This window comes from Vibrio sp. THAF190c, from assembly GCF_009363355.1.
GTDB classification, from domain to species: domain Bacteria; phylum Pseudomonadota; class Gammaproteobacteria; order Enterobacterales; family Vibrionaceae; genus Vibrio; species Vibrio fortis_A.
The window spans coordinates 436,844-463,247 of the sequence record NZ_CP045340.1 but is presented as its reverse complement, the minus strand read 5'-3'; the positions used below and the strand labels follow the sequence as shown (position 1 = coordinate 463,247).

The 26,404-nt window shown below is 43.7% G+C and carries 36 protein-coding genes; 24 read left to right on the top strand and 12 right to left on the bottom strand.

Going from position 1 to position 26,404, the window contains the following annotated elements:
• Positions 1-244: 244 nt before the first annotated feature.
• Complete coding sequence (locus FIV04_RS24915; RefSeq protein WP_152471075.1) at positions 245-676, bottom strand: lipocalin-like domain-containing protein; 432 nt, start codon at positions 674-676, stop codon at positions 245-247.
• 8 nt (positions 677-684) lie between these two features.
• Complete coding sequence (locus FIV04_RS24910; RefSeq protein ID WP_152471074.1) at positions 685-981, bottom strand: putative quinol monooxygenase; 297 nt, start codon at positions 979-981, stop codon at positions 685-687.
• A 140-nt stretch (positions 982-1,121) separates the two neighbouring features.
• Here FIV04_RS24910 and FIV04_RS24905 point away from each other — a divergent pair, with 140 nt between their 5' ends.
• Entirely contained in the window at positions 1,122-2,027 is a 906-nt protein-coding gene (locus tag FIV04_RS24905) for a LysR family transcriptional regulator (protein ID WP_152471073.1), read from the top strand.
• 126 nt (positions 2,028-2,153) lie between these two features.
• On the opposite strand, the gene FIV04_RS24900 is transcribed toward FIV04_RS24905, so the two are convergent.
• The 8 genes from FIV04_RS24900 to FIV04_RS24865 all read right to left on the bottom strand — a co-directional run bounded on the left by FIV04_RS24900 (position 2,154) and on the right by FIV04_RS24865 (position 9,613).
• Positions 2,154-2,453 carry a DUF1330 domain-containing protein gene (locus tag FIV04_RS24900; protein WP_152471072.1) on the bottom strand — a complete coding sequence of 100 codons (300 nt, stop codon included), beginning with the start codon at positions 2,451-2,453 and terminating at the stop codon, positions 2,154-2,156.
• Positions 2,454-2,463: 10 nt separating this feature from the next.
• Positions 2,464-3,297 carry an NAD-dependent protein deacetylase of SIR2 family gene (locus FIV04_RS24895; protein WP_152471071.1) on the bottom strand — a complete coding sequence of 278 codons (834 nt, stop codon included), beginning with the start codon at positions 3,295-3,297 and terminating at the stop codon, positions 2,464-2,466.
• Positions 3,294-4,166 (bottom strand): protein-ADP-ribose hydrolase, encoded by an 873-nt coding sequence (locus tag FIV04_RS24890; RefSeq protein ID WP_152471070.1) that lies wholly within the window; start codon positions 4,164-4,166, stop codon positions 3,294-3,296. The genes FIV04_RS24895 and FIV04_RS24890 overlap by 4 nt, the downstream gene beginning before the upstream one ends.
• A 164-nt stretch (positions 4,167-4,330) precedes the next feature.
• Entirely contained in the window at positions 4,331-5,281 is a 951-nt protein-coding gene (locus FIV04_RS24885) for an NAD(P)H-dependent oxidoreductase (protein WP_152471069.1), read from the bottom strand.
• Positions 5,282-5,665: 384 nt separating this feature from the next.
• On the bottom strand, positions 5,666-6,064 hold the full coding sequence (locus FIV04_RS24880; protein WP_253895609.1) for a hypothetical protein: 399 nt from the start codon (positions 6,062-6,064) through the stop codon (positions 5,666-5,668).
• A 281-nt stretch (positions 6,065-6,345) separates the two neighbouring features.
• Positions 6,346-7,092, bottom strand: coding sequence for a DUF4272 domain-containing protein (locus tag FIV04_RS24875; protein WP_152471068.1), 747 nt, complete (start codon positions 7,090-7,092; stop codon positions 6,346-6,348).
• Between the two features lie 312 nt (positions 7,093-7,404).
• Positions 7,405-8,304 carry a LysR family transcriptional regulator gene (locus FIV04_RS24870; RefSeq protein ID WP_152471067.1) on the bottom strand — a complete coding sequence of 300 codons (900 nt, stop codon included), beginning with the start codon at positions 8,302-8,304 and terminating at the stop codon, positions 7,405-7,407.
• Between the two features lie 178 nt (positions 8,305-8,482).
• Positions 8,483-9,613, bottom strand: a complete 1,131-nt coding sequence (locus FIV04_RS24865; RefSeq protein WP_152471066.1) for an aldo/keto reductase — start codon at positions 9,611-9,613, stop codon at positions 8,483-8,485.
• A gap of 236 nt (positions 9,614-9,849) precedes the next feature.
• Here FIV04_RS24865 and FIV04_RS24860 point away from each other — a divergent pair, with 236 nt between their 5' ends.
• The 22 genes from FIV04_RS24860 (at position 9,850) to FIV04_RS24755 (ending at position 23,354) form a co-directional block, all read left to right on the top strand.
• Positions 9,850-10,617 (top strand): nucleotidyltransferase domain-containing protein, encoded by a 768-nt coding sequence (locus FIV04_RS24860; protein WP_152471065.1) that lies wholly within the window; start codon positions 9,850-9,852, stop codon positions 10,615-10,617.
• 127 nt (positions 10,618-10,744) lie between these two features.
• Complete coding sequence (locus FIV04_RS24855; protein WP_152471064.1) at positions 10,745-11,140, top strand: DUF3465 domain-containing protein; 396 nt, start codon at positions 10,745-10,747, stop codon at positions 11,138-11,140.
• Between the two features lie 69 nt (positions 11,141-11,209).
• Positions 11,210-11,959 (top strand): carbon-nitrogen hydrolase family protein, encoded by a 750-nt coding sequence (locus tag FIV04_RS24850; RefSeq protein ID WP_152471063.1) that lies wholly within the window; start codon positions 11,210-11,212, stop codon positions 11,957-11,959.
• A gap of 117 nt (positions 11,960-12,076) precedes the next feature.
• Positions 12,077-12,580, top strand: coding sequence for a YgjV family protein (locus FIV04_RS24845; RefSeq protein ID WP_152471062.1), 504 nt, complete (start codon positions 12,077-12,079; stop codon positions 12,578-12,580).
• Between the two features lie 72 nt (positions 12,581-12,652).
• The gene (locus FIV04_RS24840; RefSeq protein ID WP_152471159.1) at positions 12,653-13,234 is read left to right on the top strand and encodes an HD family hydrolase; all 582 of its coding nucleotides are present in this window, start codon (positions 12,653-12,655) and stop codon (positions 13,232-13,234) included.
• A 112-nt stretch (positions 13,235-13,346) separates the two neighbouring features.
• Positions 13,347-13,760, top strand: coding sequence for a VOC family protein (locus FIV04_RS24835; RefSeq protein ID WP_152471061.1), 414 nt, complete (start codon positions 13,347-13,349; stop codon positions 13,758-13,760).
• Positions 13,761-13,795: 35 nt separating this feature from the next.
• Complete coding sequence (locus FIV04_RS24830; protein WP_152471060.1) at positions 13,796-14,275, top strand: GNAT family N-acetyltransferase; 480 nt, start codon at positions 13,796-13,798, stop codon at positions 14,273-14,275.
• Between the two features lie 18 nt (positions 14,276-14,293).
• The gene (locus FIV04_RS24825) at positions 14,294-14,722 is read left to right on the top strand and encodes a lysozyme inhibitor LprI family protein (RefSeq protein WP_152471059.1); all 429 of its coding nucleotides are present in this window, start codon (positions 14,294-14,296) and stop codon (positions 14,720-14,722) included.
• Between the two features lie 76 nt (positions 14,723-14,798).
• Positions 14,799-15,248: a YHS domain-containing (seleno)protein gene (locus tag FIV04_RS24820; protein ID WP_152471058.1), complete on the top strand. Its 450-nt coding sequence runs from the start codon at positions 14,799-14,801 to the stop codon at positions 15,246-15,248.
• Between the two features lie 241 nt (positions 15,249-15,489).
• Positions 15,490-16,005, top strand: a complete 516-nt coding sequence (locus tag FIV04_RS24815; protein ID WP_152471057.1) for an adenylate kinase — start codon at positions 15,490-15,492, stop codon at positions 16,003-16,005.
• 64 nt (positions 16,006-16,069) lie between these two features.
• Positions 16,070-16,393: a divalent cation tolerance protein CutA gene (gene cutA / locus FIV04_RS24810; RefSeq protein ID WP_152471056.1), complete on the top strand. Its 324-nt coding sequence runs from the start codon at positions 16,070-16,072 to the stop codon at positions 16,391-16,393.
• A gap of 28 nt (positions 16,394-16,421) precedes the next feature.
• A complete protein-coding gene (locus tag FIV04_RS24805) occupies positions 16,422-16,820 on the top strand; it encodes an ACT domain-containing protein (RefSeq protein WP_152471055.1) in 399 nt (132 codons plus the stop codon).
• 5 nt (positions 16,821-16,825) lie between these two features.
• Positions 16,826-17,419 (top strand): bifunctional 2-polyprenyl-6-hydroxyphenol methylase/3-demethylubiquinol 3-O-methyltransferase UbiG, encoded by a 594-nt coding sequence (locus FIV04_RS24800; protein ID WP_152471054.1) that lies wholly within the window; start codon positions 16,826-16,828, stop codon positions 17,417-17,419.
• Between the two features lie 38 nt (positions 17,420-17,457).
• A complete protein-coding gene (locus FIV04_RS24795; protein WP_152471158.1) occupies positions 17,458-18,021 on the top strand; it encodes a nucleotidyltransferase family protein in 564 nt (187 codons plus the stop codon).
• Positions 18,014-18,550, top strand: coding sequence for a GNAT family N-acetyltransferase (locus tag FIV04_RS24790; RefSeq protein WP_152471053.1), 537 nt, complete (start codon positions 18,014-18,016; stop codon positions 18,548-18,550). Before FIV04_RS24795 ends, FIV04_RS24790 begins: the two co-directional genes overlap by 8 nt.
• An 81-nt stretch (positions 18,551-18,631) precedes the next feature.
• A complete protein-coding gene (locus tag FIV04_RS24785; protein ID WP_152471052.1) occupies positions 18,632-19,045 on the top strand; it encodes a GNAT family N-acetyltransferase in 414 nt (137 codons plus the stop codon).
• 13 nt (positions 19,046-19,058) lie between these two features.
• Positions 19,059-19,556, top strand: coding sequence for a GNAT family N-acetyltransferase (locus FIV04_RS24780; RefSeq protein ID WP_152471051.1), 498 nt, complete (start codon positions 19,059-19,061; stop codon positions 19,554-19,556).
• Positions 19,557-19,671: 115 nt separating this feature from the next.
• On the top strand, positions 19,672-20,097 hold the full coding sequence (locus tag FIV04_RS24775; protein ID WP_152471050.1) for a bifunctional diaminohydroxyphosphoribosylaminopyrimidine deaminase/5-amino-6-(5-phosphoribosylamino)uracil reductase RibD: 426 nt from the start codon (positions 19,672-19,674) through the stop codon (positions 20,095-20,097).
• Between the two features lie 61 nt (positions 20,098-20,158).
• Positions 20,159-20,953, top strand: coding sequence for a phosphotransferase family protein (locus FIV04_RS24770; RefSeq protein ID WP_152471049.1), 795 nt, complete (start codon positions 20,159-20,161; stop codon positions 20,951-20,953).
• A gap of 16 nt (positions 20,954-20,969) precedes the next feature.
• Positions 20,970-21,935: a D-2-hydroxyacid dehydrogenase family protein gene (locus FIV04_RS24765; protein ID WP_152471048.1), complete on the top strand. Its 966-nt coding sequence runs from the start codon at positions 20,970-20,972 to the stop codon at positions 21,933-21,935.
• 124 nt (positions 21,936-22,059) lie between these two features.
• Complete coding sequence (locus tag FIV04_RS24760; protein ID WP_032550662.1) at positions 22,060-22,476, top strand: GNAT family N-acetyltransferase; 417 nt, start codon at positions 22,060-22,062, stop codon at positions 22,474-22,476.
• A 38-nt stretch (positions 22,477-22,514) separates the two neighbouring features.
• Positions 22,515-23,354, top strand: coding sequence for a DUF3626 domain-containing protein (locus FIV04_RS24755; RefSeq protein ID WP_152471047.1), 840 nt, complete (start codon positions 22,515-22,517; stop codon positions 23,352-23,354).
• A gap of 210 nt (positions 23,355-23,564) precedes the next feature.
• Here the strand turns inward: FIV04_RS24755 and FIV04_RS24750 are convergent, their stop codons facing one another.
• Positions 23,565-24,590 (bottom strand): zinc-binding alcohol dehydrogenase family protein, encoded by a 1,026-nt coding sequence (locus tag FIV04_RS24750; protein ID WP_152471046.1) that lies wholly within the window; start codon positions 24,588-24,590, stop codon positions 23,565-23,567.
• A gap of 164 nt (positions 24,591-24,754) precedes the next feature.
• Positions 24,755-25,045, bottom strand: a complete 291-nt coding sequence (locus tag FIV04_RS24745) for a putative quinol monooxygenase (protein ID WP_152471045.1) — start codon at positions 25,043-25,045, stop codon at positions 24,755-24,757.
• A gap of 394 nt (positions 25,046-25,439) precedes the next feature.
• Here FIV04_RS24745 and FIV04_RS24740 point away from each other — a divergent pair, with 394 nt between their 5' ends.
• Positions 25,440-26,357 (top strand): LysR family transcriptional regulator, encoded by a 918-nt coding sequence (locus FIV04_RS24740; RefSeq protein ID WP_152471044.1) that lies wholly within the window; start codon positions 25,440-25,442, stop codon positions 26,355-26,357.
• Positions 26,358-26,404: the final 47 nt, after the last annotated feature.

Below are 26,404 nucleotides of genomic sequence, written 5' to 3'. Positions count from 1 at the left end.
TACAATGACTTGCTATAGATCTCTGCTCATGAAGTGCCATTTGATGGACGAGCCGGAGGAGGGGGAAGGCTATTTTTGTATATTAATCGGAAAATGAAATCGGTGCTTCAGCGTATCCATGCACGTATTTCGAATACTAAAGGAAGCGGTCATTTGCTTCCCTTAGACAAATTCGAAAGGTTGAGTTATTTGGCTAGACCTGGGCCATGCTTTAATACCCCCGACTCGAATTATTCACCTCATATCAATTTCGCTTTTGGAAAATTACGACGCCAACTCTCTCTGCTCCCGCAATGAAAAATGGAGGTGTTTTCAGCGTGAGTTTGTCACCTTCTACGCTGTATTCTCGTTCTTCTGAATGGCCAACCCAGTTAGGAAATAGGGAATGCTCAATCACGTGTTTTAGCTTACCTTTCTCTTTGACAACCACCCGGCCCGCGTAAGAACTGTATGTTTTCATCGCTAAGACGAATTCCTGTTCGCTACCAGATAAAATGTCATCGGACGAAAAAGCTTCGCGCTCACTATTGTGCAGATCAACACTCATAAAACCGTCTTCGGTGTAAATAAGCTGGCCGCTGGGTTCCTCACCAAATGGGAATAAGACATCGTCACCATTGTCACTGGTGAGCGTAAACCTTTTTAATGCCCATGTACCGATAAGTGTTTTGTCCATTATCTACCTCAGAACAGATCAAACTTGGTTGCTTCAAATGTTTCCATCTCTAGTGAGTCGAACCATGGCTGCGCTTCAGCAAGGTGAGACTGCATGTGTTCTGTTGCTAGGTGAGCAAGAATATCTTCTTTGCTTTCCCACTTTTCAAAAAGAAAGAGCACTAATTCGTTTTCTGTATCGACGTTCAAGTCGTAGGCAATACAACCCTTTTCTGCTCTGACTGTTTCAGCAAGTTCTGCCATGTGAGCAATGAACTTTTCTTTGAATTCAGGTTTTACTTGGCCTTTTACTGTATTGATAATCATGAGGTTCTCCCAATAGACAGTTGCTTTAAGTGAGCATTGCTTTGCTCCAATGGATACAAACGAATTTACGGGTGAATCTTTTGACAATAAATACAACAACACACAAAATACTTTTGTACATATAGGCAATAGGCAAAGTGATGAGTGAAACAAACCTAGACTTGAAATTACTGATGGTGTTTGTCGATGTTGTTGACGCTGGCAGTTTCACCGCAGCTGCGAACCTGAGAGATACAGATGTCGCATACATCAGTCGCCAGATAAAAAAGTTAGAACAAGGGTTGGGGAGCGTGCTGTTTAATCGTTCAACGCGCTCGCTATCATTAACCTCATTGGGTAACGCGACGTATCAAGATGCATGTAAAATCAAAGCGTTGTCTCAAAATATTGTCGAATCTGCCAATCTCGAACAAGAGACGATACAGGGTACAGTTCGAGTCACTTGCGGTTATTACCTCGGCAGGCGATATGTGTTTCCTGTGTTAGAGAAGATAAGTGACCAATTTAGCAAACTGACAATCGAATTTGAGCTTAACGATGATCAGGTCGATTTGATTAAGCAACGCTTTGATTTGTCGCTTAGGGTATGGAAACCAAGAGATACCAATCTTGTTGCGCAGAAGCTACACAGTTTTAGCTTTAAGCTCGTCGCCACGCCAAGCTTCATTGCTCAATACGGTGTGCCACAGTCTCTTGATGATCTCTCCTCGCTACCTTCGGTGCTCTATGCACGACAAGAACACTCCAATAAGCAGTTCTCTTATTACGACTCGGAAGGCGTGATTCGGTCTCACCGTTTGGAAAGCAACTTACTGCTAAGTGACGCTGAGTTGATCGTACAAAGTGTATTAAGGGGCAGTAGATACGGCATCTTCCCAACGTTTATGATTCAAGAACACTTAGAAAGTGGAGAGCTCATTGAGCTTTTACCTGAGATTGAAATTGCGAGTGATGAAGGGATTTACTTGGTGTACCCGACGAAGACAAAAACCAAAGCGGTTGAGTTGGTTATCGATGAACTAAAACGCCAGATTTCGTTCGCGTAAAATACTCAAAATCTTGAGTGGACGAGTAGAGGTCAGGGATTCAATGGCTCAACAGAGTTCCTGTGGAAATAACCAAAGTGCCCGAAAAGTCGAGTAAAAAAGGGCACAATGGTTATTAATTATGGATCAGCTTAGTGCTGGTACTGGAATGATTTTTAGGTCGCTAAGAGCACGATCATCACGTAATTGCTTAAGTGGCGCATACTCTGGTGAATCTAACCAAGCTTGCGCGGCTTCTAGAGATGGCCATTCTTGAATCACGCTAGCATCGATATCAACTGAACCATGAAGTGCGCTAGGTTCCTTATTAACTGCAATAGTTTTGCCGCCATACAAAGCTACGGTGTCAGATACGTTTGCAGCGTACTGTTGAAAGGCTTCCATCTCTTTAATTTTAAATTGGATGTATAGGTATGTCTTACTCATAGGTATTTCCTTAAGCTGAAACTAAACTTGAGAGCGTTTCTTTGATGCCTTGTTGAACTGAGAGCGTCCCCTCTGGCCCGTGAGCATCTTTTGGGTTAATTCGAACTAAAGTACAGTTCGGAATTTGTGTAGCTAAGTGCTCAAAAGGTGCTCTAATGACCCCCGGCGTGTTAAAGCCAACACCAATTTCAAGCAGTAAAAGTTTCTTACCTGCGATATCGGTTAGCCATTGATTGAGTCTTTCATGTTGAGGCTCGTAATGCTTGCTGATGTAGAATGGGCCACTTCTCACATTCATGTAGACTTCGCCACCACAATGAGGGCAGGTGGGTACATATTTGTCATCGGTGAGCATCTGGGTTTCTGGATTTATGTGCTGTTCCATCTCTTCAAGCAATGGCAAAGCATCCCATACGTCTTGAGAACAAGGTGTTTTGCATTGAAACAAGAAAGAGTCACCCTGAGGCGTATAAATCTTGTCGCCATCAAAGCCATTTTTGTAGAACAGACGATCGACATTCGTTGTCATGATGAAATGGTTTTTATCAGCTAAGACGGTCTTAAGGTTCTGGTAAGTCTCATCACGCCCCAAGCGCGCACTGTCCATTAAACTTGCAGAGAGGTATCCCCATCTAAGTTTGTCATCTTGATACGGATATCCCAATAGTTGATAACCATATTCAAAACCGTACTGAGTCATCGCAGGATAATTTTTTTTGAACGCTTCACGATCATCAAGGTCAATGCCAGCAGGGATCGACATTCCTGCACCAGCACCAACTAAAATTGCGTCTGACTCATCAATAAGACCACGTAGCTGGTTTAACTGAGCATTCAGAATCATAGTGTTAATCCCTTCTGATAAAGTTCTGTTGTCTGCTCATCAAATGTGTTGAAAACAACGTGTTTAATCTTGTGATTATGGCGACTTAGCCACGCGTTAACCGTGTTGATGGCAATTTCTGCAGCTTCTTCTTTTGGGAAGCCAAATACACCAGTAGAAATCGCACAGAACGCTACTGACTCAATTTCACCATGCTCTAAAGCAAGATCTAAACAACTGTTATAGCAATCAGCCAAAGCTTGTCTGTCACCATTGGTCAAGAGAGTACCTCGATGGATGATGGGTCCTACAGTGTGCAAAACATAACGGCTTGGTAGGTTGTAACCACGAGTGAGCTTGGCTGCGCCCGTTATTTCATCCTCACCCTGGAGTTGAATGATGGTATGACAATCTTCTCGAAGTCTTGGACCCGCAGCGGTGTGGATGGCATTGTCAATACACGCATGAAACGGCTGAAAACACCCTTGCATCTGTGAGTTAGCGGCATTGACGATGGCATCGGCTTGCAAGGTTGTGATATCGCCCTGCCATGTGATTAGTTTGGTCCCGCAACTGTGGTGCTTATTTACAGGTAAGTCAGATACGTTGACACTTGGCTTAGCACTGTTTGTCTGAATACACCAATGATCAATCGCTCTAAAAAGAGACTCGTTATGGTAACCGGCAGGGCGTAGTGTAAGCATGGCTTTTACCCACTTTTCTTTCTGATCAACAGAAACGATTGGTGCTGGGTGAGCTTTTACGTAAGCCGCCAAAGCTTGGTCATTAGACAGCTGCTCAATGACCTGATCAAGCTTGATGATTTCTTTATATTCTGGTGACCAAAGCTCAAAGAGATTGATCTGCTTGGAGTAATGTTTTAAGTGCATATCACATCCACAGTATTGATTGCTTGGGTTCTATTCTAACTCTGCACTTTTAACCTAGTAGTGGGTAACGAGTTGAATCTATTTAAACCAAAACGATTAAAAAAGTGTTCGAAAAGGTGGGGGGAGTGAAAGCCGCGCAATTAAACAGCGCGGCTTCAGCGCCATTAGATCGTTTTTGAGAGGCGCTCTGTAATGATGACTTTATGATCTACTGTCAAATCGATGGACCACTCTTCGCTGGTGGTTGTGTCAATCGCTTGGCCGTCAATCGTTTGAGCCTTGATATTGATCGTCATGAATACTTTAAAGGCGGATTTGTCACCTTTGGTCATGTTAAACGATTGAATTGTATGTTTGATCGTACCAGGTTTTAGTGTCGCTCTAAGCCCCTCAATCCACTCGACAAACCCCTCATGTGCTTTGTATGTTTTGCCATCAAAATCGAAATGTGTCGTTAGGGTGAAGTGAGCCGTGAAGTGGCCGTTTTCTTCGAGGTCATCCGAAGCAGGAAACCAATCGTTGATTAGAAAATCTTTAATGTGTTCTTCTTCTGAAAATTCCGTGATCGTTTTGATCTCGTTAATCAGCTCATCTGCGTGTTGTTTGGCCCTCGCTTTTACCGACTTTTCACTGTGGTAGATGCCTGGTACATACGCCATATCGTGGCTACGAACCGCGCGGTGCCAGATCATTCGCGCTTTCAATGCGGTTTCTTCGAATGGCGATAATAAGGTATCGATATAGAAATGGTTCGCTCCACCTGGTTTGTAGAATGAGTCACCACCACCAGCCGTGGTTGAAACAATAAGGTGCTTACCTACAAGAGCGTTGCCATTCGGGCCATACGCCCAGCCAAACTCAAGGACTTCATCCAAGTAGTGTTTCAAAATAGCAGGTGAGCTGTACCACCACCAAGGGAACTGAAAGACGATAACGTCTGATTCTTCAAGGGCTTTTTGCTCCGCTTGTACATCAATCTGAAAGTCGGGATACAGAGAGGCAATATCACGCACCTCGACTTCGGGCATTTGTCGATCAATTTGGCGAATGATCTCTTTATTAGCATAAGAACTGCTCATTCGTGGATGAGCTAAGATAACGGTCGCTTTTTTCATAGAACATACTCTCAATGAATTGTTGAAATCTCTAAGAGTAATTATCTTGATTCGCCCAAAAGACAGTAGGGTGAGTGTGGTTATTTGTCTTTCAACCGAATGTAAAAGCTGACAGCGATTATTTAATAAGATAACTGATTAATGTCATGAAAATGGAGGGGAAGGTTTGGTATGTCGTGGTAATGGTGGGAATTGGTGGGACTCTAGAAAGGTTTTGGACAAAAATGTGCCAGAGGTTTTGCTAAATTAGCAAGCCATCAATAACTACCCATATGGCAAATAGTAAAACTGACGTGCAGGACGCACAAGTTAAGTATATAGAGGCTCAGGTTTGTTCAACACTTAGGAGTTTACGTTGGCTACGCAAAGCTTAATGTTAATCTGTTAGGGCTTGTAGCCATATATTCTCAACCCTACCTTGTCCATCTCTACTTCGAAACTCCCGAGCATATTTAAATGCTCTAATATTGGCATTAAATCCTGCGTTTTGTGTTGCGTTGGTGCATTTTTATATGGCTTAAACTCAACTCGCTGAGGCAATAAAAGCCATTCAATACGCCTGAATTCAAAAGGACCATTCAAAGCGCCACAGTCGCCTACATAATTGTCACCAAGTTGCTCTAAATCGGGAACGAAGCCACTTCGGCATTGCTGTTCACCTACAAGTTTCCACGTACATTGTACCATTTTCAAACTTGAGTCATTAACAACCCCGAACAGTTTTCTCCATTTAGAATCGGACATGCACTTGTATGAAAATTTAGCGATATCTTTGTTTAACACCGTATTCTCCTAGAGCCCTAACGTTCATTCTCATATTAACTCAACTGACAATCAATACCTTATGCCACATAAAGAGAAGTTAGAGTACAAGGTGTCACCGAGTAACGGAAAGAAGAGTTATCAGCTCAATCGAATCAGTTTTAGTAGGGTCAACGCACGCCCTCTTATTTGCATAGAGTATTTAGTCTAAGTAATTTTGGGGCATTTTCCACTTTGACCAATTAGTGCAACAAACAGCTGCACTAAAAGTGTTAGCTTAACGTATCAAACACCGCAACCCGTTACGTGTCTGTTGATACATCATCCCATTCTTGGCCCATATAACCTACGAGCCAATTTAAGGTGTAGTGTCTTTCTAACACGACACTTGAATTTATCCCTGAGGGAGTTGGTCGTCCATTGATGCGAGCGTCTACTACTGCCCAGTGATAACGGTAGATAAGATCTGTCTCATCAAGGATTTCGTTAATTGGTCTTAATTTAGCGTCGGAGATGAACTGTTCTGTAGATCTTTGATCAACAAACGCAATAGCTGCATTCACATCACAGATAGTGCTTGGATAGGATAACTCTTCAACATAGCCTAACGCCCATAGAAGAACCCAAGCTGCTTCATACCTCCAGATAAATTGGGTTGTATCATATTCGGAAGGCGACTCATCGTTAATAAACTTCACTTCATTTGGCGACAGCACACTCTCTAGATCATAAGTTTCAACTATTCCATCTATGCCTTCTTGGTTAACTCCATGTGCTTTCACGGCTACTGTAAGTAAAGCGATAGCTCTTTTGGCAATCTCTTCTGTACTCCTTACTAAAGCCTCGTGTTCATCCTCGATATACGGAAGGTTTTTATTAATTGGGACGTCGTATTTGCTCAGGATTTGCTCAGATCTAAATTTTCTCTTTGCAGATGAGATGGATATTTTAGATTCCATCTTTTCAATGTGTTCTCTTCTCTCATTTATATCAGAGGCATTTACATTCATTACACAACCAAGCGCGAGCACCAGTAGTAACTTTTTCATAGGAGGTCTTGAATTCTCTTCACTTAATATTTGAAACAGGCTGGCTCGTTTGAATGCTCAAAACGCAACCTTAGACAGATCGTCTTTATATCTAGTTGCGGGGACTGTATGTCTAGTTCCTTCTTGAGACAATATTTATAAAAATTATGTTATATAAACAGTGATCTACAGCTATAAACCAAGTGAATAGGTGATGGTGGTGGGGTTGGTTTGTATAGTCATTGACAGGGACTCACTAGCAACTATAGTCGAGAAGGGTGGGGAGCTTGTTTTTAGGCCACACAGGCTAGAGCAACCTGTGTAGCTACTTCGCTACCTGAGCTTATCAACAATGAAGTCGATGAATAGGCGTGTACGCTTGGGAAGATTTTCTCTGGATGAATAGTAAATCCAAACGGGTTTAGCACCAGGCCAAGCCGACTCTAATATCGGAACAACTTCTTGTTTTTCGAGCTCTTCTTTTACGTGCCATTTGCCCATATAGACGATACCTAGATCTTGCATCATCACGACTTTTGCAGCGCTAATATTAGATAGAGATAGCTTTCCTTGTGGCGTGAATTGGATGTGTTCATCGTCCTTATTTGACGATGTTTCTCGTAATGGCCAAGTAAAAAGCCTACCGCTCGACAGAGGGCGGTAGATGATGGCGTTGTGTTGCTTCAGTTCTTCAATCGATTTTGGTTCACCGAACTTCTCAACGTAACCTTTGCTCGCAAAAAGCCCACTTTGCATCTGATAGATGGTTCTTGCTACTAGGCGACTGTCTTCATTAATGCGGTTGCCAACACTCACATCAAAACCCTTATCGACTACATCAAGAACGTTGTCACTTAGTACAATATCTAATTCGATTTCCGGATAAAGAGTCATGAACTCGGCAATATGAGGCATGATGAACTTGCGGCCGAAACTATCAGGTAGGTTCACTCGTAACTTGCCTGACGGGTTTCGATTCTGCTCCGTTAAGCTATCCATGCTCTCTTCGATTTCTGAAATCAATGGCTCAACTCGATGGTACAGAGCAGCGCCATCTTCAGTTAATGAAAACTGACGTGTATTACGATGGAAAAGTCGAACGCCCGCGTGTTTTTCAAGTGCAGCGACGCCCTTACTTACCGCTGCAGCAGAGATACCTAGCTTACGCCCAGCCGCAGAAAAGCTTCCTTCTTGGGCAGAACAAATAAATAAGGGGAGTTGAGAAGGCAACATAGATAGGCTCCTAAGTATGTCGATATACTGACGATAAGAGTAACTGTATAGAACAATTTTAAACTTATGGTTATAAGTGGTGCCACTTTTTATTTTTGTCTTTATGTCATGTATGACGAAAAAGGTCTGATATGGCAGTGATCAATATCAGACCTTGAAGGGTGCATCTTAGATGATGTTAAACGTGTTTTACGGTGGTACCAGTATGAATCAGTTCTAAGAATTCAGGAGTGTGGTACGAGTATGGCGATTGTGGGGTTAATGCACTGACTTTGTTTAAGGCATCAACATGTGCTTGGTCCAGGTCGAACTCTAACGCTTCAAGATTGCTTTCTAGTTGCTCAAGTTTACGAGCGCCAATAACCGCCGTAGTTACGCCGCGATGTTTAATCATCCAGTTAAGTGCAATTTGCGATGGCGTGTGTCCAGTTTCTTTCGAAATGCGCAAAAGCTCTGCAATAACAGCGACTTTCTCTTTCGTAGCGAGGTTCGCGACACTTGGGTCTGTTGCCCATGCTTCTGTCAGTCGTCCTGCTCCGGTTAGCTCACCTTCCGCGTTGACTTGGTATTTACCTGTAAGTAAACCGTTCGCGAGTGGGCTCCATGCCGTGTAGGCAATACCTAAGTGCTTACACATTGGTAAATACTCGGCATCATCACCGCGTGCGACTAAGCTGTATTGGTTTTGAATAGCCGATACTGGGTTTAAGAAACGTTGTTGAGCAATAGTGTGGGCTTTACTTACATACCAAGCTGGGAAGTTTGAAAGACCGTAATGGCGAATTTTTCCCTCTTTGATCAACTGATCAAAAGTCATGACTACTTCTTCAACAGGAGTCACTTGATCCCAATGATGTAGGTAGAACAGATCGATGTAATCGGTGCCCAGTCGCTCTAGCGATTTGTTGACGGATTCAATAATGTGTTTACGTCCATTACCACCACCATTTGGATCGTTCACCGCTTGATTCTGTGTCGCTTTGGTTGAAATAACTAAGCGATCACGGATGCCTGCGTCTTTGATGTACTCTCCGAGCCACAGTTCACTCTCACCAAATTGGTACACGTCAGAGGTATCAAAGAAGTTGCCACCCGCTTCAACGTATCGATTGAAGATTTCGCGGCCTTGCTCTTTACCCGTAGACCAAGCATCCCCCCATTTTTCGCCAAAGGTGCCAGCGCCGAATGCAATTGGTGAAACTCTTAAACCAGTATTACCCAATAGTCTGTATTCAGTTAATGATTGAACACGTTTGTCTTCGTTTTCTTGCTTAGCGAATGCGCCATCCCATTTTGAAGTGTCTGTCATGATGTTCTTGCAACCTGTTGTTTAAAATCACTCGATCAATATAACGACTTAGTTATCAATGAGTAGCGAGCAAGAGTTTAAACAGTTTCAACTGGTTGTTGTAAATATTGGCATGAGTGCTTTTATATGTTTGGCAATGTAAAAAAGCCTCACTGTTGTACAAACTAGTGTCCGAAGTTGGCGATTTGTAGGGTATGCTTGTAGCAACAAACACGTCGTTAAATGATAAGGATTTTATGCATAACGAAGATACTGGCCTCGATGAGCAGGGATTTATTCTCAATGATTATTCGGTTGATAAGATTCAACCTGAGCTTAAACCTGTCGTCGACAGTGTGGTGCAGCAACTGACTCAACAACTCCCAGGTCAAATTGATGGAATCTATTTGTACGGTAGCATCCCAAGAGGCACGGCTGTCGTAGGTCGCTCAGATCTTGATGTATCTATTATTTTCAACAGGCCAATCACGGAATCAGAAAAACGGGTATTCCAAGAGATAAGTCATGCAATTCCCGATATTCACCCAGAGATCAGTAAGATCGATATCGATCCGGGTTATCTCAATACCATTCAAAAACCAGAAGAGCTTTACCATTGGCAGTTTTGGCTCAAACACTGTTGTTGCTGTGTATGGGGTAATGATAGAGCGGTTTCATTCGCTAAGCATCAGCCTAAGTTAGAGATAGCTCTTGCGCTCAATGGAGATCTACACTCGTTCTTGGACCAAATGGCTGATAGCTTCTCTAAAATGGATGACAAAGCGGTTGCGAAGATCATCGGAAAGAAGTTAGTAAGGGCAGCGTACTATTTTATCGCAGAAAAAGACGGGAGTTGGTATATCGATTTAGCTCAATGCGCCCGAGCAGCGAAAAAGCATTACCCTGATCAACAAGACGATATTGAACTCGCGTACTTATTTGCACGTGGAAAGCTAACGTCAAAAGCCGATGCCATAAAACTCTACCAGCGATTAAATGACAAGATTAATGAAGTGGCGACTTAAGCGCTTTATCTGAATCATAACTCTTGGCAATTTCATTGTGCGCTAAATCAAAACGTGAAGGGCCCATTCTGGAGCTCGTTGATGGTTTTCTATACTCTTCAGCGATATTGATTTAGGAGAGGCCATTATGAAAAGGATTTCTGCATTACTGCTAGCGTTATTGGCAGCTTGCTCCATCAATGTTCAAGCGAACGATCAGCAACTCAAGCAAGCATACCAAAACCACCAAAGTGACTTGCAGATCCAAGGTTCAGGGACCGTATCAAGAGTACTTCCTGACGACAATATAGGCTCTAGACATCAGAAGTTCATACTGCGTTTGGACAGTCGACAGACATTGCTGGTCGCGCACAACATCGATCTGGCACCTCGTATTCCAAATTTAAAAGTTGGTGATGTCGTCCAATTTTATGGTGAGTATGAATGGAACGATAAGGGAGGCGTGATTCACTGGACACATCGAGATCCTGGAAATCGACATGCCCACGGCTGGCTCAAACACCAAGGCAAGATTTACGAGTAAATTCGCTAGATTGAAGCCGACAAAGGCAGCTTAAATGGATTGTTCTTAAATGATAAGGGAGGAGAAAACTTGAAAAGTAGTATTACTATCAGCTTACCACAGATACCTGTTACCAAAGGCGACGTATCGACGAACTTGAAGCACCACATCAGTGCTATTGAGCGATCTTCTGAGCAGAACGCAGATGTCGTGGTGTTCCCTGAACTTTCTCTTACTGGCTATGAGCTTGAACTTGCTTCTGATTTGGCGTTTGACCCACAACCTTCTGCGTTCACAGAGCTGTCGCAAGCTGCGGCAACACACGAGGTTGTTGTGATTGCTGGCTGCCCTCTGAACACTTCAGGATCTTCCAAACCCACCATTGGCTCTGTGATATGTTTCCCTGATGGTAAGGTTGATTTTTACTCCAAGCAATATCTGCATTCTGGTGAAGAGATATATTGCTCACGAGGAGATCGAGATTATCATTTTCAGTTAAAAGGCAATCAGATTGCACTGGCTATCTGTGCCGATTTTATCGAGCCGCTACACTCTACAAGAGCCAAAACAATGGGTGCTGACGTGTATTTGGTGAGTGCACTCATCTCTGAAATGGGTTTCGAACCAGACTCTAAACTACTGTCTGATATTGCTTCTACACATAACCTACCTGTGCTGCTAAGTAACCATATATCGGTGACTGGAGGCTGGGATACATGTGGCAAAAACTCGATATGGGGAGCTAGCGGTAATCGGGTAATCTTGTCGAACGGCAAAGAGGAGTGCTTGGTTATGTGCTCGATTGATGGTGGACAGATCCAAGCTCGTATAGCGCAATAAATATTTGAGATAAATAACAATAGCTAGTAGTGTCGATAGCCACTTGCTGACGCGTTAAGCCACGATGTAAGGTCGCATCAATTGCGCGTGCGGGTCTTTACTTACAAGGAGTGTAGGGTGACACCATTTGTTTTGTCTCAAATACTGGTCGCAATCGCGATCTGTTTTGATCTGATGTCCTTTCAATTCAAAGAGAGGAAAAAGATCGTTACGTGTCTTTTCTTTGCCGGGACTCTCATCTCAAGCCATTTTATCTTGCTTGAGCAGTGGACCGCAGCCAGCCTTATGCTCATCGCCACCGTTCGCTATTTAGTGAGTGTGTTCTCTACTTCGGCAAAATTGAAGTACCTATTTTGTGGGGCTTCAATCATTTCTACTTCGGTCACTTATACTGGCCTAGTCAGTGTTGTGAGCTGTGTTGCTTCTCTGTTTCAAACGGTTGCCGCTTTCAATAAAGATGACCGCCGTTTAAGGGAGCTGATGATTATCGGCACCGCACTTTGGCTTATTCATAACTACATGGTTGGATCGCCAACGGCGGTCGTCATGGAAGTCCTTTTTATCTCAAGTAATTTAATTGGATATTATCGTTATTACATTAAGGGTGCGGCATTGGCGTAATTGTCGGCAAGGTTATGATACGCATCCATTTTTGAATATAGGGCTTGTTCTCTAAAAGATAGGAGTCAGATGTTGAAAGAAGTTACTCAAATCCTCGATTTCATGGTCGAAATCGAAAAACTAAAAGGCGTATTGAGAAAGTCGAGACCGGTTGGCTTAAAGCGGCATGAGAACTCTGGCGAACACAGTTGGCATGTGTGTATTAGTGCTCTGATGTTAAAAGACTACGCTGACGAGGCCATTAACATCGATCGCGTGATCACAATGCTATTGATTCATGACCTGGGCGAGATCGACGCCGGCGACAAAATCGTTTATGAATCAGAAACCGTAGAGCAAAAGAATAAAGAGTGGAATGGCGTCAAACGAGTGCTCGATATGCTGCCAAACCGACAAGGTGAAGAATATTTGGCATTGTGGGAAGAATTTGAACTTGGTGAAAGTGCCGATGCAAAATATGCAAAAGCCATCGACCGCATCCCTCCGCTTCTGCACAACATCAACGACGATGGTTACGGCTGGAAGAAGCATAATATTCCCAAAGAGAAGGTTCTCAACTTCAACCAGCAAAGAATATCAGCTGGTGGAGAGAAGATATGGGAAGGTGTCGAAGCTAAACTACAACAAGCTATCGTCGATGGGACTCTAACCTAATCATCCCAGTTACTTCTTCGGTTAAGCACAACCATTCTCCTTTGAATGTCATTGTGAGCTTTCGTAAGGGGTTGAGTCATGTAGAATCGGTGTTTTAAGTTTAGAGGCCGCCATGATGAAACCAGTGCAACAGCAAATCGGAAACATCGCCCTTGTCGTCGAAAATTATGACGACGCCATTGAGTTCTATACGCAGAAACTTCAATTTACGTTAGTTGAGGATACCGATTTAGGCGGTGGTAAACGCTGGGTACAAGTCGCTCCGCCCAATTCTAACGGCACCAACCTTTTGCTTGCTCAAGCGAGTACCGAATCTCAAACACAAGCCATCGGTAACCAAACGGGTGGTCGCGTGTTTTTGTTTCTTCAAACCAACGACTTTTGGCGTGATTATGAATCCATGAAAGCCAAGGGTGTGAGGTTTAACGAAGAGCCTAGAGTTGAAGAGTATGGAACTGTGGTTGTGTTTCAGGATCTGTACGGAAATAAGTGGGATTTGCTGCAGCTAAATCGAAGCGGAAACTAGCGGGCACAACCGTCGACCGCAATCCGGAGGTAGAGATGGAACTGAGAGAATTTAGACGGGAAGACTACGATACCCTGATTCATTGGATAGATTCAGAGCGGCTCAACTATCAGTGGGGCGGTCCGAATTTTGATTTTCCATTAGACCATAATCAACTCGAACACCATTGCGTGAAATCCGAGGTGCTGCCATTTATCTTCACTTCAAATGGAGAGGAAGCAGGTTATGTTGAGTTGTTCAAAGTGTCAGATTCTCAACATCGTATTTGCCGAGTGTTTGTCTCGAACGATTTTCGAGGGCAGGGGCTGGCTAAGATCATGCTTAAACAGCTCATTGAGAAAGCTCGAGTAGAATACAAGGCACAGGTTTTAACGTTAGCTGTGTTTGAGCGAAATGTCGTTGCCAAAGGTTGCTATGAATCTCTTGGTTTCGTGGTGACATCTCGTGAGTCTGGAACGCGCAGTTTTGATGGCGAGTTGTGGGATTTGTTGTTAATGGAAAAACACTACAATTAATAACTTTAGGAACATCAAATGAAAGCTAAAGCTGTGTTACTCGTTGCCTTGGCGATGTTGCCGATGACTGCGCTCGCTCAACAAGATGAAATCGATTGTGAGAACGCAATGAACACCTTAGAGATCAATCAATGTGCAGCGATAGAGTTACAAACCGCTGAAGAGCAATTAGAGACTTATCTTCAAGCAAGCTTTGAACATAACGCTGAAGATCCAACCTTGGTAGAAGCGATTAAGCGAGCACAGAAAGATTGGTCGACGTATATGACTGCTCATTGTGACGCTATCTACACGCAATGGCGAGATGGTTCTATTCGTGGGGTTATGGCGCTTTCTTGTAAAACTGAGCTAACCAAAGAGCGAACCCATCAAATCTGGGCCAATTTCTTAACTTATATGGACAGCACACCGCCCGTTTTACCTGAACCAAAGATTGGTAACGATTAACGCGTTCTTGGTTTGTGCGTCTTGAAATTTTTGCCGCGTTTTTCCTCTCTTTATAAATAACATGAGGAGAAACGTTATGAAGTATCTTGCCAAAATTGTTCTAACACTTGTCTTTTGGTTGGGGATTGTCGCCCCTTCTTTTGCTCTTGAACCGGTATACAGTGACTTTTTCGGCAAGGCGATCAGAGGCTACGATCCCGTAGCGTACTTCACTCAAAGTAAAGCTGTGGAAGGAAGCGATAATTACCGCTACGAATGGAATGGTGCTGAATGGCGATTTTCCTCACAACGACATCTCGATTTATTCAAAGCGGACCCTGAACAATACGCCCCTCAATACGGCGGATACTGTGCTTGGGCGGTGAGTAAAGGCTATACCGCCAAAATAGACCCGCGAGCTTGGAATATTATCGATGGCAAGCTTTACCTAAATTACAGTAAATCGGTACAGCAAACTTGGCAGGGTGATATCGCTGGAAACATTGCAAACGCAGACGCCAACTGGCCAAGATTGCTGAATGAGTAAATGAATCCAATATCGATTTCTGAAACAACTAACCATTGATTGCATTTATAAATTCAATTGACACTCACTTAGATTTATATGACATTGGCTGCATGAAATGTAATCGAACAACATTCAACCAACGAATTATCATCATTCTATAAGAATGGTGGGGATTTTGTTGTACTGAGAAAAGCTAACCCACCCGGTAAGGTGGGTTTTCTTTTTCTATCTTCCGGGCCGTGTTCTTGGAGGAACTAACATGAAAAAAGTCGCCGTTTTTGGTAAGCCCGGTAGTGGCAAATCTACCTTCAGCAAATCATTAAGCCGATCAGCAGGTTTACCGTTGCATCAACTGGACTCTATCGTCTATCAAGCGAATGGCGAGCCAGTTTCCAAAGACGTTTTTAACCAAGCTCATGAAAAAATCTTGAATGAAGACGCGTGGATCATCGATGGACTTGGACCTCTTGGTGCATTCCATCAGCGCTTAGAATCTGCAGATACCCTTATCTATATCGATTTGCCCTATTTTGTCAGTTATTGGCTCGTTACTAAACGCTGCCTGAAAGGGTTGTTCGTAAAACCAGAAGGGTGGCCAGATGGCAGTTCAGTCATCAAAGGCACGCTCAATAGCTACAAGATGCTTAAACTCTGCCCTGGGTTTTGGAATGATGAGTTTATGTCTCGACTGTCTCAGATTTCAGAAGGTAAACAACTGCATGTTATTAAGAGTACCGCCGAACTCGATAATCTACTTACTCAACTCTCACAATAACAATGGGCCGGTGTTAATTGACTGAATAGATTGATACTTTGAACTGTCTGTCAATGGAGTAAAGATGGAATTCAAACTAGAAATATACGCCCCAGCATCAGAAGTTATTGCAATTCGCGATGCTCTGAACTCTGCGGGCGCTGGCGTTGTGGGCAATTATGACAGTGTCATCTCGATTGTGAAAATATCGGGATTTTGGCGCCCAAATTCAAAAGCTCAGCCAGTCACGGGCTCAAAAGGTGAAATCAACTTTGGCGAAGAGGTTCGTATAGACGTTCGCTGTAAAAAGGAGCGCGTTCAAGCGGCACTCGATGCTGTGCGAGCGGTGCACCCTTATGAGGAGCCCGCTATTAATATTCTCCCTCTCTACAATCACGAATTTAATTAGAATCGATACTGAAACAAGGACTGTATTTATGTCAGGAATTACCGATCTAGATGAACTTTTGCGCTCTATGCGCCCTAAGTTAATGCCAACGGAGTTTGTGTTCTGCACGACTTCTGGCGACCTAAGGGATTATGTCAATTTAGAGCCTGTAGCCACGTTTATCGAATCAGAAGGACTTACTCTGGTCCTTGAAAAGTCTCGAGCCGAGGAAACAGGTTTGGCATTTGAAGGTATCTACCAACAGATCACCTTAACCGTTCATTCCAGTCTGGATGCGGTTGGGCTTACTGCAGCTGTCGCCTCCAAGCTCGCGTCTAAAGGGGTCAGTGCTAACGTGATTGCGGCGTACTATCACGACCATATTTTTGTACAAAAGGATAAAGCCACTGCTGCGCTATTGGCACTGGAAGAGTTTTCCACTGAGTGATGGGCATGGATACTAACACCGAGATTTGGCGCAGCTATTATGAGAAAGCACTTGCCAAACCACATTTAAAGCGGACCGAATTTGTCTGTTCACTTAATCAATCGGCATCAAAGGTAGCAATTGACTGCGGTTGTGGCGTGGGTAGTGATGTGGACTTTTTGAGTCAACATGGCTACCGAGTACATGGCTTTGATATTAATTCAGACTCGATTGAGATGTGTGAAGAACGGTTTGCTGATAACCCTTTAGTCGACGTTACAAACGCTTCATTCGAACAATTCCAATATCCGAAAGCTGGGATTGTACTCGCGAACTCTAGCTTGTTTTTCGCTGATCCTTCTCAGTTTGAATCTGTGTGGCATAAGATCGTCGCGTGTATTGAAATTGGAGGTGTTTTTGCCGGCGATTTCATGGGTGTTAAAGATACTTGGGCAACCCACTACCGAAGTCCAACGTCTTCTTTTACAGAATCCGAAGTGCGCGATCTATTCTCCAGTTTTGAAGTTCTGAGGTTTCATGAAAGGGATGAGATGGCAAAAACTGCATTGGGACGAATGAAACACTGGCACACCTATTCAGTTGTCGCGGTGAAACGCTAATTTAACATGGGTTTATGAGTCTAAATAACTTAAAAGATATGGATAAAATCGTTCACCTTCTGAAACAAGATCCAATGAGAGTAGAAGCTTTGCACTGTGTTAAGAGGCTAGAGCTGCCTCAGTGCTATATTGCCGCTGGATTTCTACGAAATTTGGTTTGGGACGCCCTGCATAACAAGACTAAGCCAACACCTTTGAATGACATTGACGTTGTCTATTTCGATGATGATGAAGTGGACCCTAATGCCTGTTTCAAGTATGAGGCTTGGCTCAACACACAAATGCCACAGTTTAACTGGCAGGTTCGCAACCAAGCTCTGATGCATCACAGAAACAACGACCAACCTTACAAAAGCACACTGGACGCGATGAGCTATTGGCCTGAAAAAGAAACGGCTGTTGGTGTTAGAGTCACGGCAAACAGCGATTACGAGTGTGTTTCCGCTTTTGGTTTTGAATCTCTATTCAACGGACACATTAGTTATAACCGGAAAAGACCGCGTTCGCTGTTTGATCAACGTGTATACGCAAAGAACTGGCTCGTCTTATGGCCATCGCTCAAAGTGATTTATGACAACGAAAAGGATTCGCAAGATGTTTAAATTGGAAACTGAGCGACTGATTTTGAGAGACATGACACTCGATGATCAAGATGCTTTTGTCGCAATGTCTCAAGACGCTAAGTATCAACGTTTCTATGATGAAGATGATTGTGATCCAAACAAATATAGGCAACTCACCGAACTGTTTGTGGCGCAGTCAACTGAAAGCCCAAGGCAAGCTTATCAACTCGCAGTTGAACTTAAGAGTACTAATGAGTTTATCGGTACGGTTTGTTTGCGATTAGAACAAAATCGACAAGCGTCTATGGGCTGTGCTTTCTCTCGAGCTTCTCAAGGAAGTCAGCTAGCTCAAGAAGCGGCATTTAAGCTCGCTGATTTCGGTTTTAAGGAATTGGGTGTTCATCGTATTTATGCTGAGACTATCAGCCGAAACTTGGCTGCGATAAACCTTTGCCGTCGTTTAGGCATGCGGAAAGAAGCGCATTTAAAAGAGCATCGCTTCTTTAAAGGGCAGTGGTGGGACACTGTTATTATGGCTGTACTGCACAGTGAGTGGTGTGATTTTTAACCAAAGTTCAGATAATTTACTGATACTGTTTTTATGTACAGTGTTGTTGTGTATCCTATCCTAAAAAAGGAGTAGTACACGATGACGTTTGTATATGAACAGCAAGTCCCTAACCCTCAAGAATTTTGCGATATGCGTGTTGCAGCAGGCTTATCCCCTAAATCACTCAAAGCAGCAACTATCGCTCTGCCTAACAGTTTGTATGGGATCTCTATTCGAGATGCCGATAAGCTGATCGCGATGGGGCGAGTTGTCGGTGATGGTGCGTGTAATTTTGAAGTGGTTGATGTTGCCGTTGATCCTCAATATCAGGGCTTAGGGTTGGGTAGGAGAGTGATGGAGTATATTGATGGCTACTTAGCATCTGTAGCGCTAGAAGGTTCTTATGTCTCTATGATTGCTGATGAGCCTATATTTTACGAAAAGCTAGGGTACAAGCTCGTATCACCATCTAGCCAAGGTATGACCAAGAAATTCAGACCCAATAACGTTTGAGTAGGGTAAGACAATGGAAATTAGAACAGGGAAGTTAGCTGATGTTTCGAGCATTACGGATATTTTCAATTATTACATTGAACATTCTAATGCTCGCTTCGAGGAGTCCCCGTTGTCATTAGACAATCGATTGAAGTGGTTCTCCCAGTTTAAGCCAGATAGTAGACACCAAATCTATGTAGCGATCGATAGCGGTAAACTTATAGGGTTCGCTTGCTCCCAGCCATACAGAGCAATGGCTGCCTTTGATGAAACTTTAGAGGTGACGGTTTATCTGGCGCCGTTCATTCAAGGAAAAGGGGTTGGTTCCAAGCTTTATGAGAAACTATTCGGCGCCATCCAAGCTCATGGTGTTCATCGAGTTTTATCAGGTGTCGCCTTGCCGAATGAGGCTTCAATAGCGCTACATAAGCGTTTTGGTTTTAGAGAAGTGGGCGTGTTTAATGAATATGCAAAGAAGAACGGGCAATACATAAGCTCGATGTGGTTAGAAAAGATGCTTAGCGAATAATTCGATATCGATTCGAAGTTGGTTAAAAAGGGAAAGTCGAGATTTTAATTGCAACTCAATGTGTTAGATTAGCTTTCATCGAGAGTGATTTGAATACTGAGAGGTGCAGAATCTAATGGACGAAACATACATGTTTAGAGCGTTAGAGATTTCTAAGCAAGCCTTGCCGATGTGTATCCCTAACCCGCCCGTAGGTTGCGTTCTAGTTAAAAATGACAAGATTGTTGCTGAAGGTTACACACAAGCCGTGGGTGGTAACCATGCCGAAGTTGAGGCTCTAAACGCATATCAAGGTTCGGCAGAAGGTGTGACTGCCTATGTTACATTAGAGCCATGCTCATTCGTAGGTCGCACTCCTGCATGTGCCCGTACATTAGCGCAATTTGGTATTAAGAAAGTCGTCGTGGGTATGTTGGACCCTGATCCTCGAAATAACGGACGTGGAATTGAGATATTAAAACAGGCTGGTGTCGATGTTGTCATCGGTGTGTGCACAGAACAGGTTGCTGCTCATCTCGGGCCTTATCTCAATCAATCTTAGGGCATCAATATTAATAGAGACTGTTCAAATATGATCGATTAGCAGGGAGTGCTAAGCAAGGATGACCAAACAAGATCTAGCACAAATGGGAGCGGCTAAAGTTTCCTTGGAATGCCTTGATGGTGTTCAATGCATCCGTAAACAACAAGCCTCGCAAGTGGAGGTGAACTTTTATCAAACTGCCTCTCACTCTTTATCGGGAGTGAACGCACCAAAGCTGCTGGGGATATCTGATAATGATCTCCTCATTGAATACATCCCTCACAGCATTTCACTTGATGAGCTCGTTGCTCACGATCAAACGTTTAAGCAGTTAGCTTCTATTCATAACTCGACTTATATTCCCACCTTCGATGTAAAAGAGCATGCCTGGACTGTTAGTGCAACGGAACAAGCTTTCGAAAGTTTGCAGTTGCCCAATATCGTCGAGTCTTCAATTTTAGCTATACAAGCGAAATCAGGCGTTGTGTTCGAACGCTTAGGTTTGATTTCCGGTGACACCAATGACGGCAACTGGGGCGTCAGATCTAACGGCGATTTGGTGTTGTTTGATTGGGAAAGGTTTGGCTTTGGCAGCCCTGCGATTGACTTGGCGCCTCTCGTTAAAGGACTAGGAACCCCACAGTCTTATCAAGCGCTGGTGGAGCGCTATCGCCAACACAGTGCGGCTATTCCGAAACCGGAGCTTGTAAGGCAGCTAATTATTGCAAAGTGTTGGATCATCGTAGAGGTGGTAAACATCCTAACCTCAAAAAGTAGTCCAACTCCTAGAAACAGTGCTCAAGCATCAAAATATATACAGTGGTATCAAAACCACATCCCTCAGTGGCTAGCGTTAGTAGAAAAAGAATTATAACGATAAGGAGAAAACCGTGAAAATAGCAGTATTGGATGATTACCAAAACGCAGTTCGAGATCTTGATTGTTTTGGTTTACTAGAAGGGCTGGATGTTACAGTCTTTAATGAGACCTACTCAGAACAAGCATTGGTTGAGAAGTTGGCGAATGTCCAAGCTCTAGTTCTGATTCGAGAACGTACCCAGATAACGGAATCGCTCTTATCTAAACTCCCGAACCTTGAAGTAATCAGTCAAACAGGCAAGGTGAGCAATCATATCGATGTGCAGCTTTGCGAAAAATACGGAGTTAAGGTACTAGAAGGGAAAGGCTCGCCAGTTGCCCCTTCAGAACTCTGTTGGGCTCTAATAATGGCAGCAAGCCGACATATTCCTAGCTACGCAGCGAATCTTGCAAATGACCAGTGGCAAAGTTCAGGTACCTTAGGGCTAGGGCGAACCTTGAAAGGGTTGAAGCTGGGTATTTGGGGCTATGGGAAGATAGGACAACGAATCGCTCAATATGCAAAAGCGTTTGAAATGTCAGTCGTAGTATGGGGAAGCCAAGCTTCGCGAGACTTGGCAAAATCACACGGCTTTGAGGCCTCTGAATCCAAACGCGGCTTCTTTCAGCAAGTGGATGTTCTGTCTCTCCATCTTCGTTTGAATGAGGCAACGCGAGGGTGTGTTACGGGTGAAGATCTAAGATCAATGAAGTCAGATTCCTTGTTTGTGAATACCAGCCGTTCAGAGCTTGTCGAGACTGATGCCCTGTTTAATGAACTCAAATCCAATCCGAGCAAACGAGCGGCTGTCGATGTTTTTGATTGTGAGCCCGCAACTAAAAGTACAGAGCCTTTGCTTTCTCTACCTAACGTTACTGCGACCCCTCATTTAGGGTATGTAGAGCAAGGAAGCTACGAGCTTTATTTTAAAATAGCGTTCGAAAATCTTGTGGCGTACGTCTCAGAGAACGAAGCGCTTGAAGAAGTATGTGATTAACGGGTCGGTATGGTTCAGTATGAATAACTTAACCATGAATAAATCGAGCGTTAATCGATTCATTATATTTGGCACTTTGTAAGGTGTTTAGGTTTAAGTAAGGAAACAAGTCGTGTTACGAGAAATGGACATCTCAGACTATCAGCAGGTCATGAACCTTTGGTCTGAAACGGAAGGCATGCAATTAAGAGAAGCTGATTCTGAAGAAAACATCGGGAAGTATCTCGAGCGTAACCCAAACCTGAGTTTTGTTGCTCTGCAAGGCGAGCAGATCGTAGGTGCGATATTGGTGGGAACAGACGGTCGTCGTGGTTATATCCAACATTTAGCGGTATCGAAGGCTTGTCGTGGTCAGGGCTTAGGCGCAAAGCTGATATCAAACGCAGTGGACGCATTGTCATCCATCGGGATTGCTAAAACCCACTTGTTCGTCATCAACGACAACCTGAACGCCCAAGCGTTTTATGAAAATATTGGCTGGCATCCACGTGATGAAATACGTATGTTTTCATTTAACGCATCAAACGTAGGCAATATCTAGGTGCGAGTCAGTACAGAGTAGGAAAATTTAGAGGTGTTATGAATGAAGGTGCAATCGTGCAAGCAATCGCAAATATACGTTCCAAGTCTTGTTGCGAAGAGGGTAATCACGCTCATGCGGTGACGATTAACTTTCACCCTGACCGTTATACGTCGAATAAAACACCGCTACTTCAAGCGATTGCGAGTGATGGCAAACTCAAATCTCAATTCGAGACCAGCACGAGTAACGGCGGGCTAACGGCCTATACTGGCGGAGCAAGATGGATTTGGGAGCAGATTGTGTTTGATGGCGCGTATGATAATGCCGCTGATCACTTAAGACCCAAGTATGGTGCTTTGAACTTTCGAGAGTACCCAACTGGCGCAGCCGCGCGCTTTGGCAGTAGTTATTTTGAGTTGAAGCCACACGTATTGGAGCGTACTACGTTTTGCTATCCAGATAGTTTCTTTGAACCCACAGACTTTGCCATTGCAAGTCGACTGAAGGCATTGATCGATAAGGCATCTTCTGACAACGTAGATCGTTTGGATGATTATATTGAAGCGCATGTTCATGGTGAGATATCACTGAAAGAGGACGTCGAGTGTATAGTGCTTGATCCAGCTTATCGCGAGACCGGGATCGAAAGGTATGCTCGCCACTTAGATATTCCAGTTAAATGGCATAACGGGTTTAAACTGAGTGTTGAAGAGATGGCTCGCTATCCAGAATATCGTGGGAAAGAGTACATAGAGCTCGCTACAGAGTTAGCGCAAGATGGTGCCATCGATCCAAGAATGCTTGGGTTGGCCGTCACCGAAAAAGGTTACGATGAACAAGATGTCAAAAAGGTTTGGCATTATTTGGCGCGATTCGGCTATCAATCTCTGGATTAAATGTTGTTTTGAATGCTAACCTTGAGTGACGCTGTCACTTTAAGCGGCCTTATCATTAGTCTGGGTCAGGTAAGAATAAAGCTTAGCGAAAAGTAAGAGAGCCACTATCGAGTGGCTCTTTGTGTATTTGGATATTTCTAGCTTAGAAGAATGTAGTTTGATGAGCACTTACTGCCTCTATTCGAAGAGCGGTAAATTACTCTCAATATCCTAATACTTGATCGCTGTTTTACCGATTGAAGCACTACTTTCGATACGTTGGTGGGCATCTTTGAGCGTTTCAACACTAAAGTCATTCAGTGTTGTCGTTAGTGTAGATTTAATGCGGCCAGCGTCGATCAAATTTGCTGCTTGGAATAAAATGTCTTGCTGCTTCTGGATATCTTCCGTGTCAAACAGTGAGCGTGTAAACATTAACTCCCAAATAAAACCTGCGGATTTGCCTTGAAGTGCTGACAAGTCGATACCACCATCGAACTCAACGATTGAGCTGATTAAACCTTGTGGTGCGATAAGTTCTACCATCGCATCCCAGTGCCCTTTTGTATCGGCCACATTGAAAATGTAATCGACATGTTTGATGCCTTGTTCACGAAAGGACTCAACCAAGTTGCGGTGGTTGACGACATGATCGGCCCCCATATCTCGCACCCATTGTTCAGTTTCTGGTCTTGAGGCTGTCGCGATAACAGTCAGGTTAGTAAGCTGTTTTGCTAATTGAATCGTAATGGAGCCTACGCCACCAGCACCGCCAATGATCAGTATCGATTTTCTCTCTTCCGGGCGAACACGGAGTCGGTCAAATAGAGCTTCCCATGCAGTAAGTGTTGCTAACGGCATGACAGCAGCAGATTCATCAGAAAGACTCTTCGGCGCATGAGCAGTGATGCGGTAATCCACTGCTTGATATTGTGCATTAGCCCCCATGCGTGTCACATCGCCAGCATAGTAAACTCGATCACCAACCTCGAAGCCTTCAACGTTTGCACCTTTGGCGATCACTTCACCAACAGCGTCGTAACCTAGTACTTTAGGTTGTTCTAAGGTTTTATCTTTGGCATTACGAATGCGTATTTTAGCATCTGCGGGATTAATTGACGTCGCACTCACCTTGACGAGTAGGTCGTTGTCTTTCACTTCTGGAACATCGGTTTCAAACTCAAACAGACTGTCTTGCTCTGTAATTGGAAGTGATTGAGTAAACCCGATTGCCTTCATTTTTATTGGTGCTGTCATTGTGCTTCCTTTTGATTAGGTGAAGTGGCTTCAGCCAAATTTTTAAATCGTAATCAACGAAAGTTGGCCCATTCAATATCACGCATATCGATTGAGATGTTATGAATGGGCTTAAACGATGATCTGCTGAGCCATTGATCTTGAGTGCCTTAGAGCACTAGCAATCAAGCAATGTGCGTCATTTCATGGAGTGTAAAGCTTGCGACTGCGCCCTCAGTGGCTGCCATGTACTCTGCAAGGTGGGTGTTGTTCATATGTGTTTGCCACAACTCGCGTGACTCCCAGTTTTCGTAAAATAAGAAGTGTGCTGGGTTTTCATTGTCTTGATGTAAGTCGTAGTTGATACAACCTTCTTCTGCACGAGTGATCTCAATCAGCTTAAGCAGCTCAGCTTTCACTAGGTCAATTTTGTCTTCATTTGCCACGATGTTTGCAACAATAGTTAATTTAGTCATGTTACTTTCCTTTGTGTGTTCAGCTCCGAAAAAACGGGAACTTAGATAAAACAAGAAGTTATAGAGTCTCAAAATTGGTTACATAGCGGTCTGTTAGCTCAATGAGTGTAGACAATATATCGCCATCGGTTTTCTAATGGTTTTTGAAACACTATCAAAAAGTGTTTGTTAATTTATCGCGCCGTCGTTTATCGCTATTGAAGGTAAATGGGTATTCCCATATGGGGCGCTTCGTTAACATGACGTTATCTTAGGTGACTAATTGACAATGAAAAACAGCCTCCACTTTGAATTATTATCAAATTATATTTGATAATAGCGATCCTTTACTCTATAAATACTGAGCGTTCATAGCGTGTTCTTACTCAACTTAATTAAAGAATGAGGCTTATTGATGTTGTTAGAGGATTTGAAGGTTATTTTGAAAGTTGCCGAGTTTCGCAGTATTACCGCTGCAGCAACCAACCTTGATATGCGGACAGCAACGGCCAGCGCTGCGGTAAAGCGCGTCGAAGCATCTTTAGGAGCAGAGCTTTTCGTTCGTACGACACGCCACTTACGGCTATCGGCGGCGGGAGAGCGTTACTTGCCACAATGCGAGGAAGCGCTAAAGATGCTTGAGCAAGCGAAAATGAACATGCACGAAGAGCTCGGCATTATTGATGGTGAAATCCGTATTGCATTATCGTCTGATCTAGGACGAAATCTCATTACGCCTTGGTTGGATGAATTCTTGTTGGAATATCCGAACGTGTCACTTCGAACCAGTATTAGTGATAGCAATATCGACTTCTATCGTGACTCGGTGGATATGGCGCTACGTTATGGTTCTCCAACCGATGCCAACATGTATGGATTTAAGATCTGCGATGTTCCTAGAGTGTTATGCGCAAGCCCGAGTTATCTCGCTGAACATCAAGAACCGATGCAACCCAACGATCTGTTAGAGCATAATGCCCTCTTTTATCAGTTACACGATGTTCTCCAGAATGAGTGGCAGTTCAGTCATGAAGAAACCACTCATAAAGTGAAGCTAACTGGAAACAGGGCTTCCAACGATGGTGATTTGGTTAGACGCTGGTGTGTAGCAGATAACGGGATTGCGATTAAATCATGCCTTGATATGTCTGACGACTTGCTCGCTGGGCGGGTCGTCAGTGTCATGCAAGACTACAAACCAACTCCTACTGAGCTTTGGCTGGTATGCCCAAGTCGTCAATCGATCACTCCCACTGTTCGACTATTAAGAGATCTGTTCAGGGAGAAAACCAGTGACATTCTTAACAAACTGGCTCAGCTCGGTGCGATTTAGTAGAAGTTTAATCGCTACGTCGATGACTATTTTGTCGAATGCCAGGG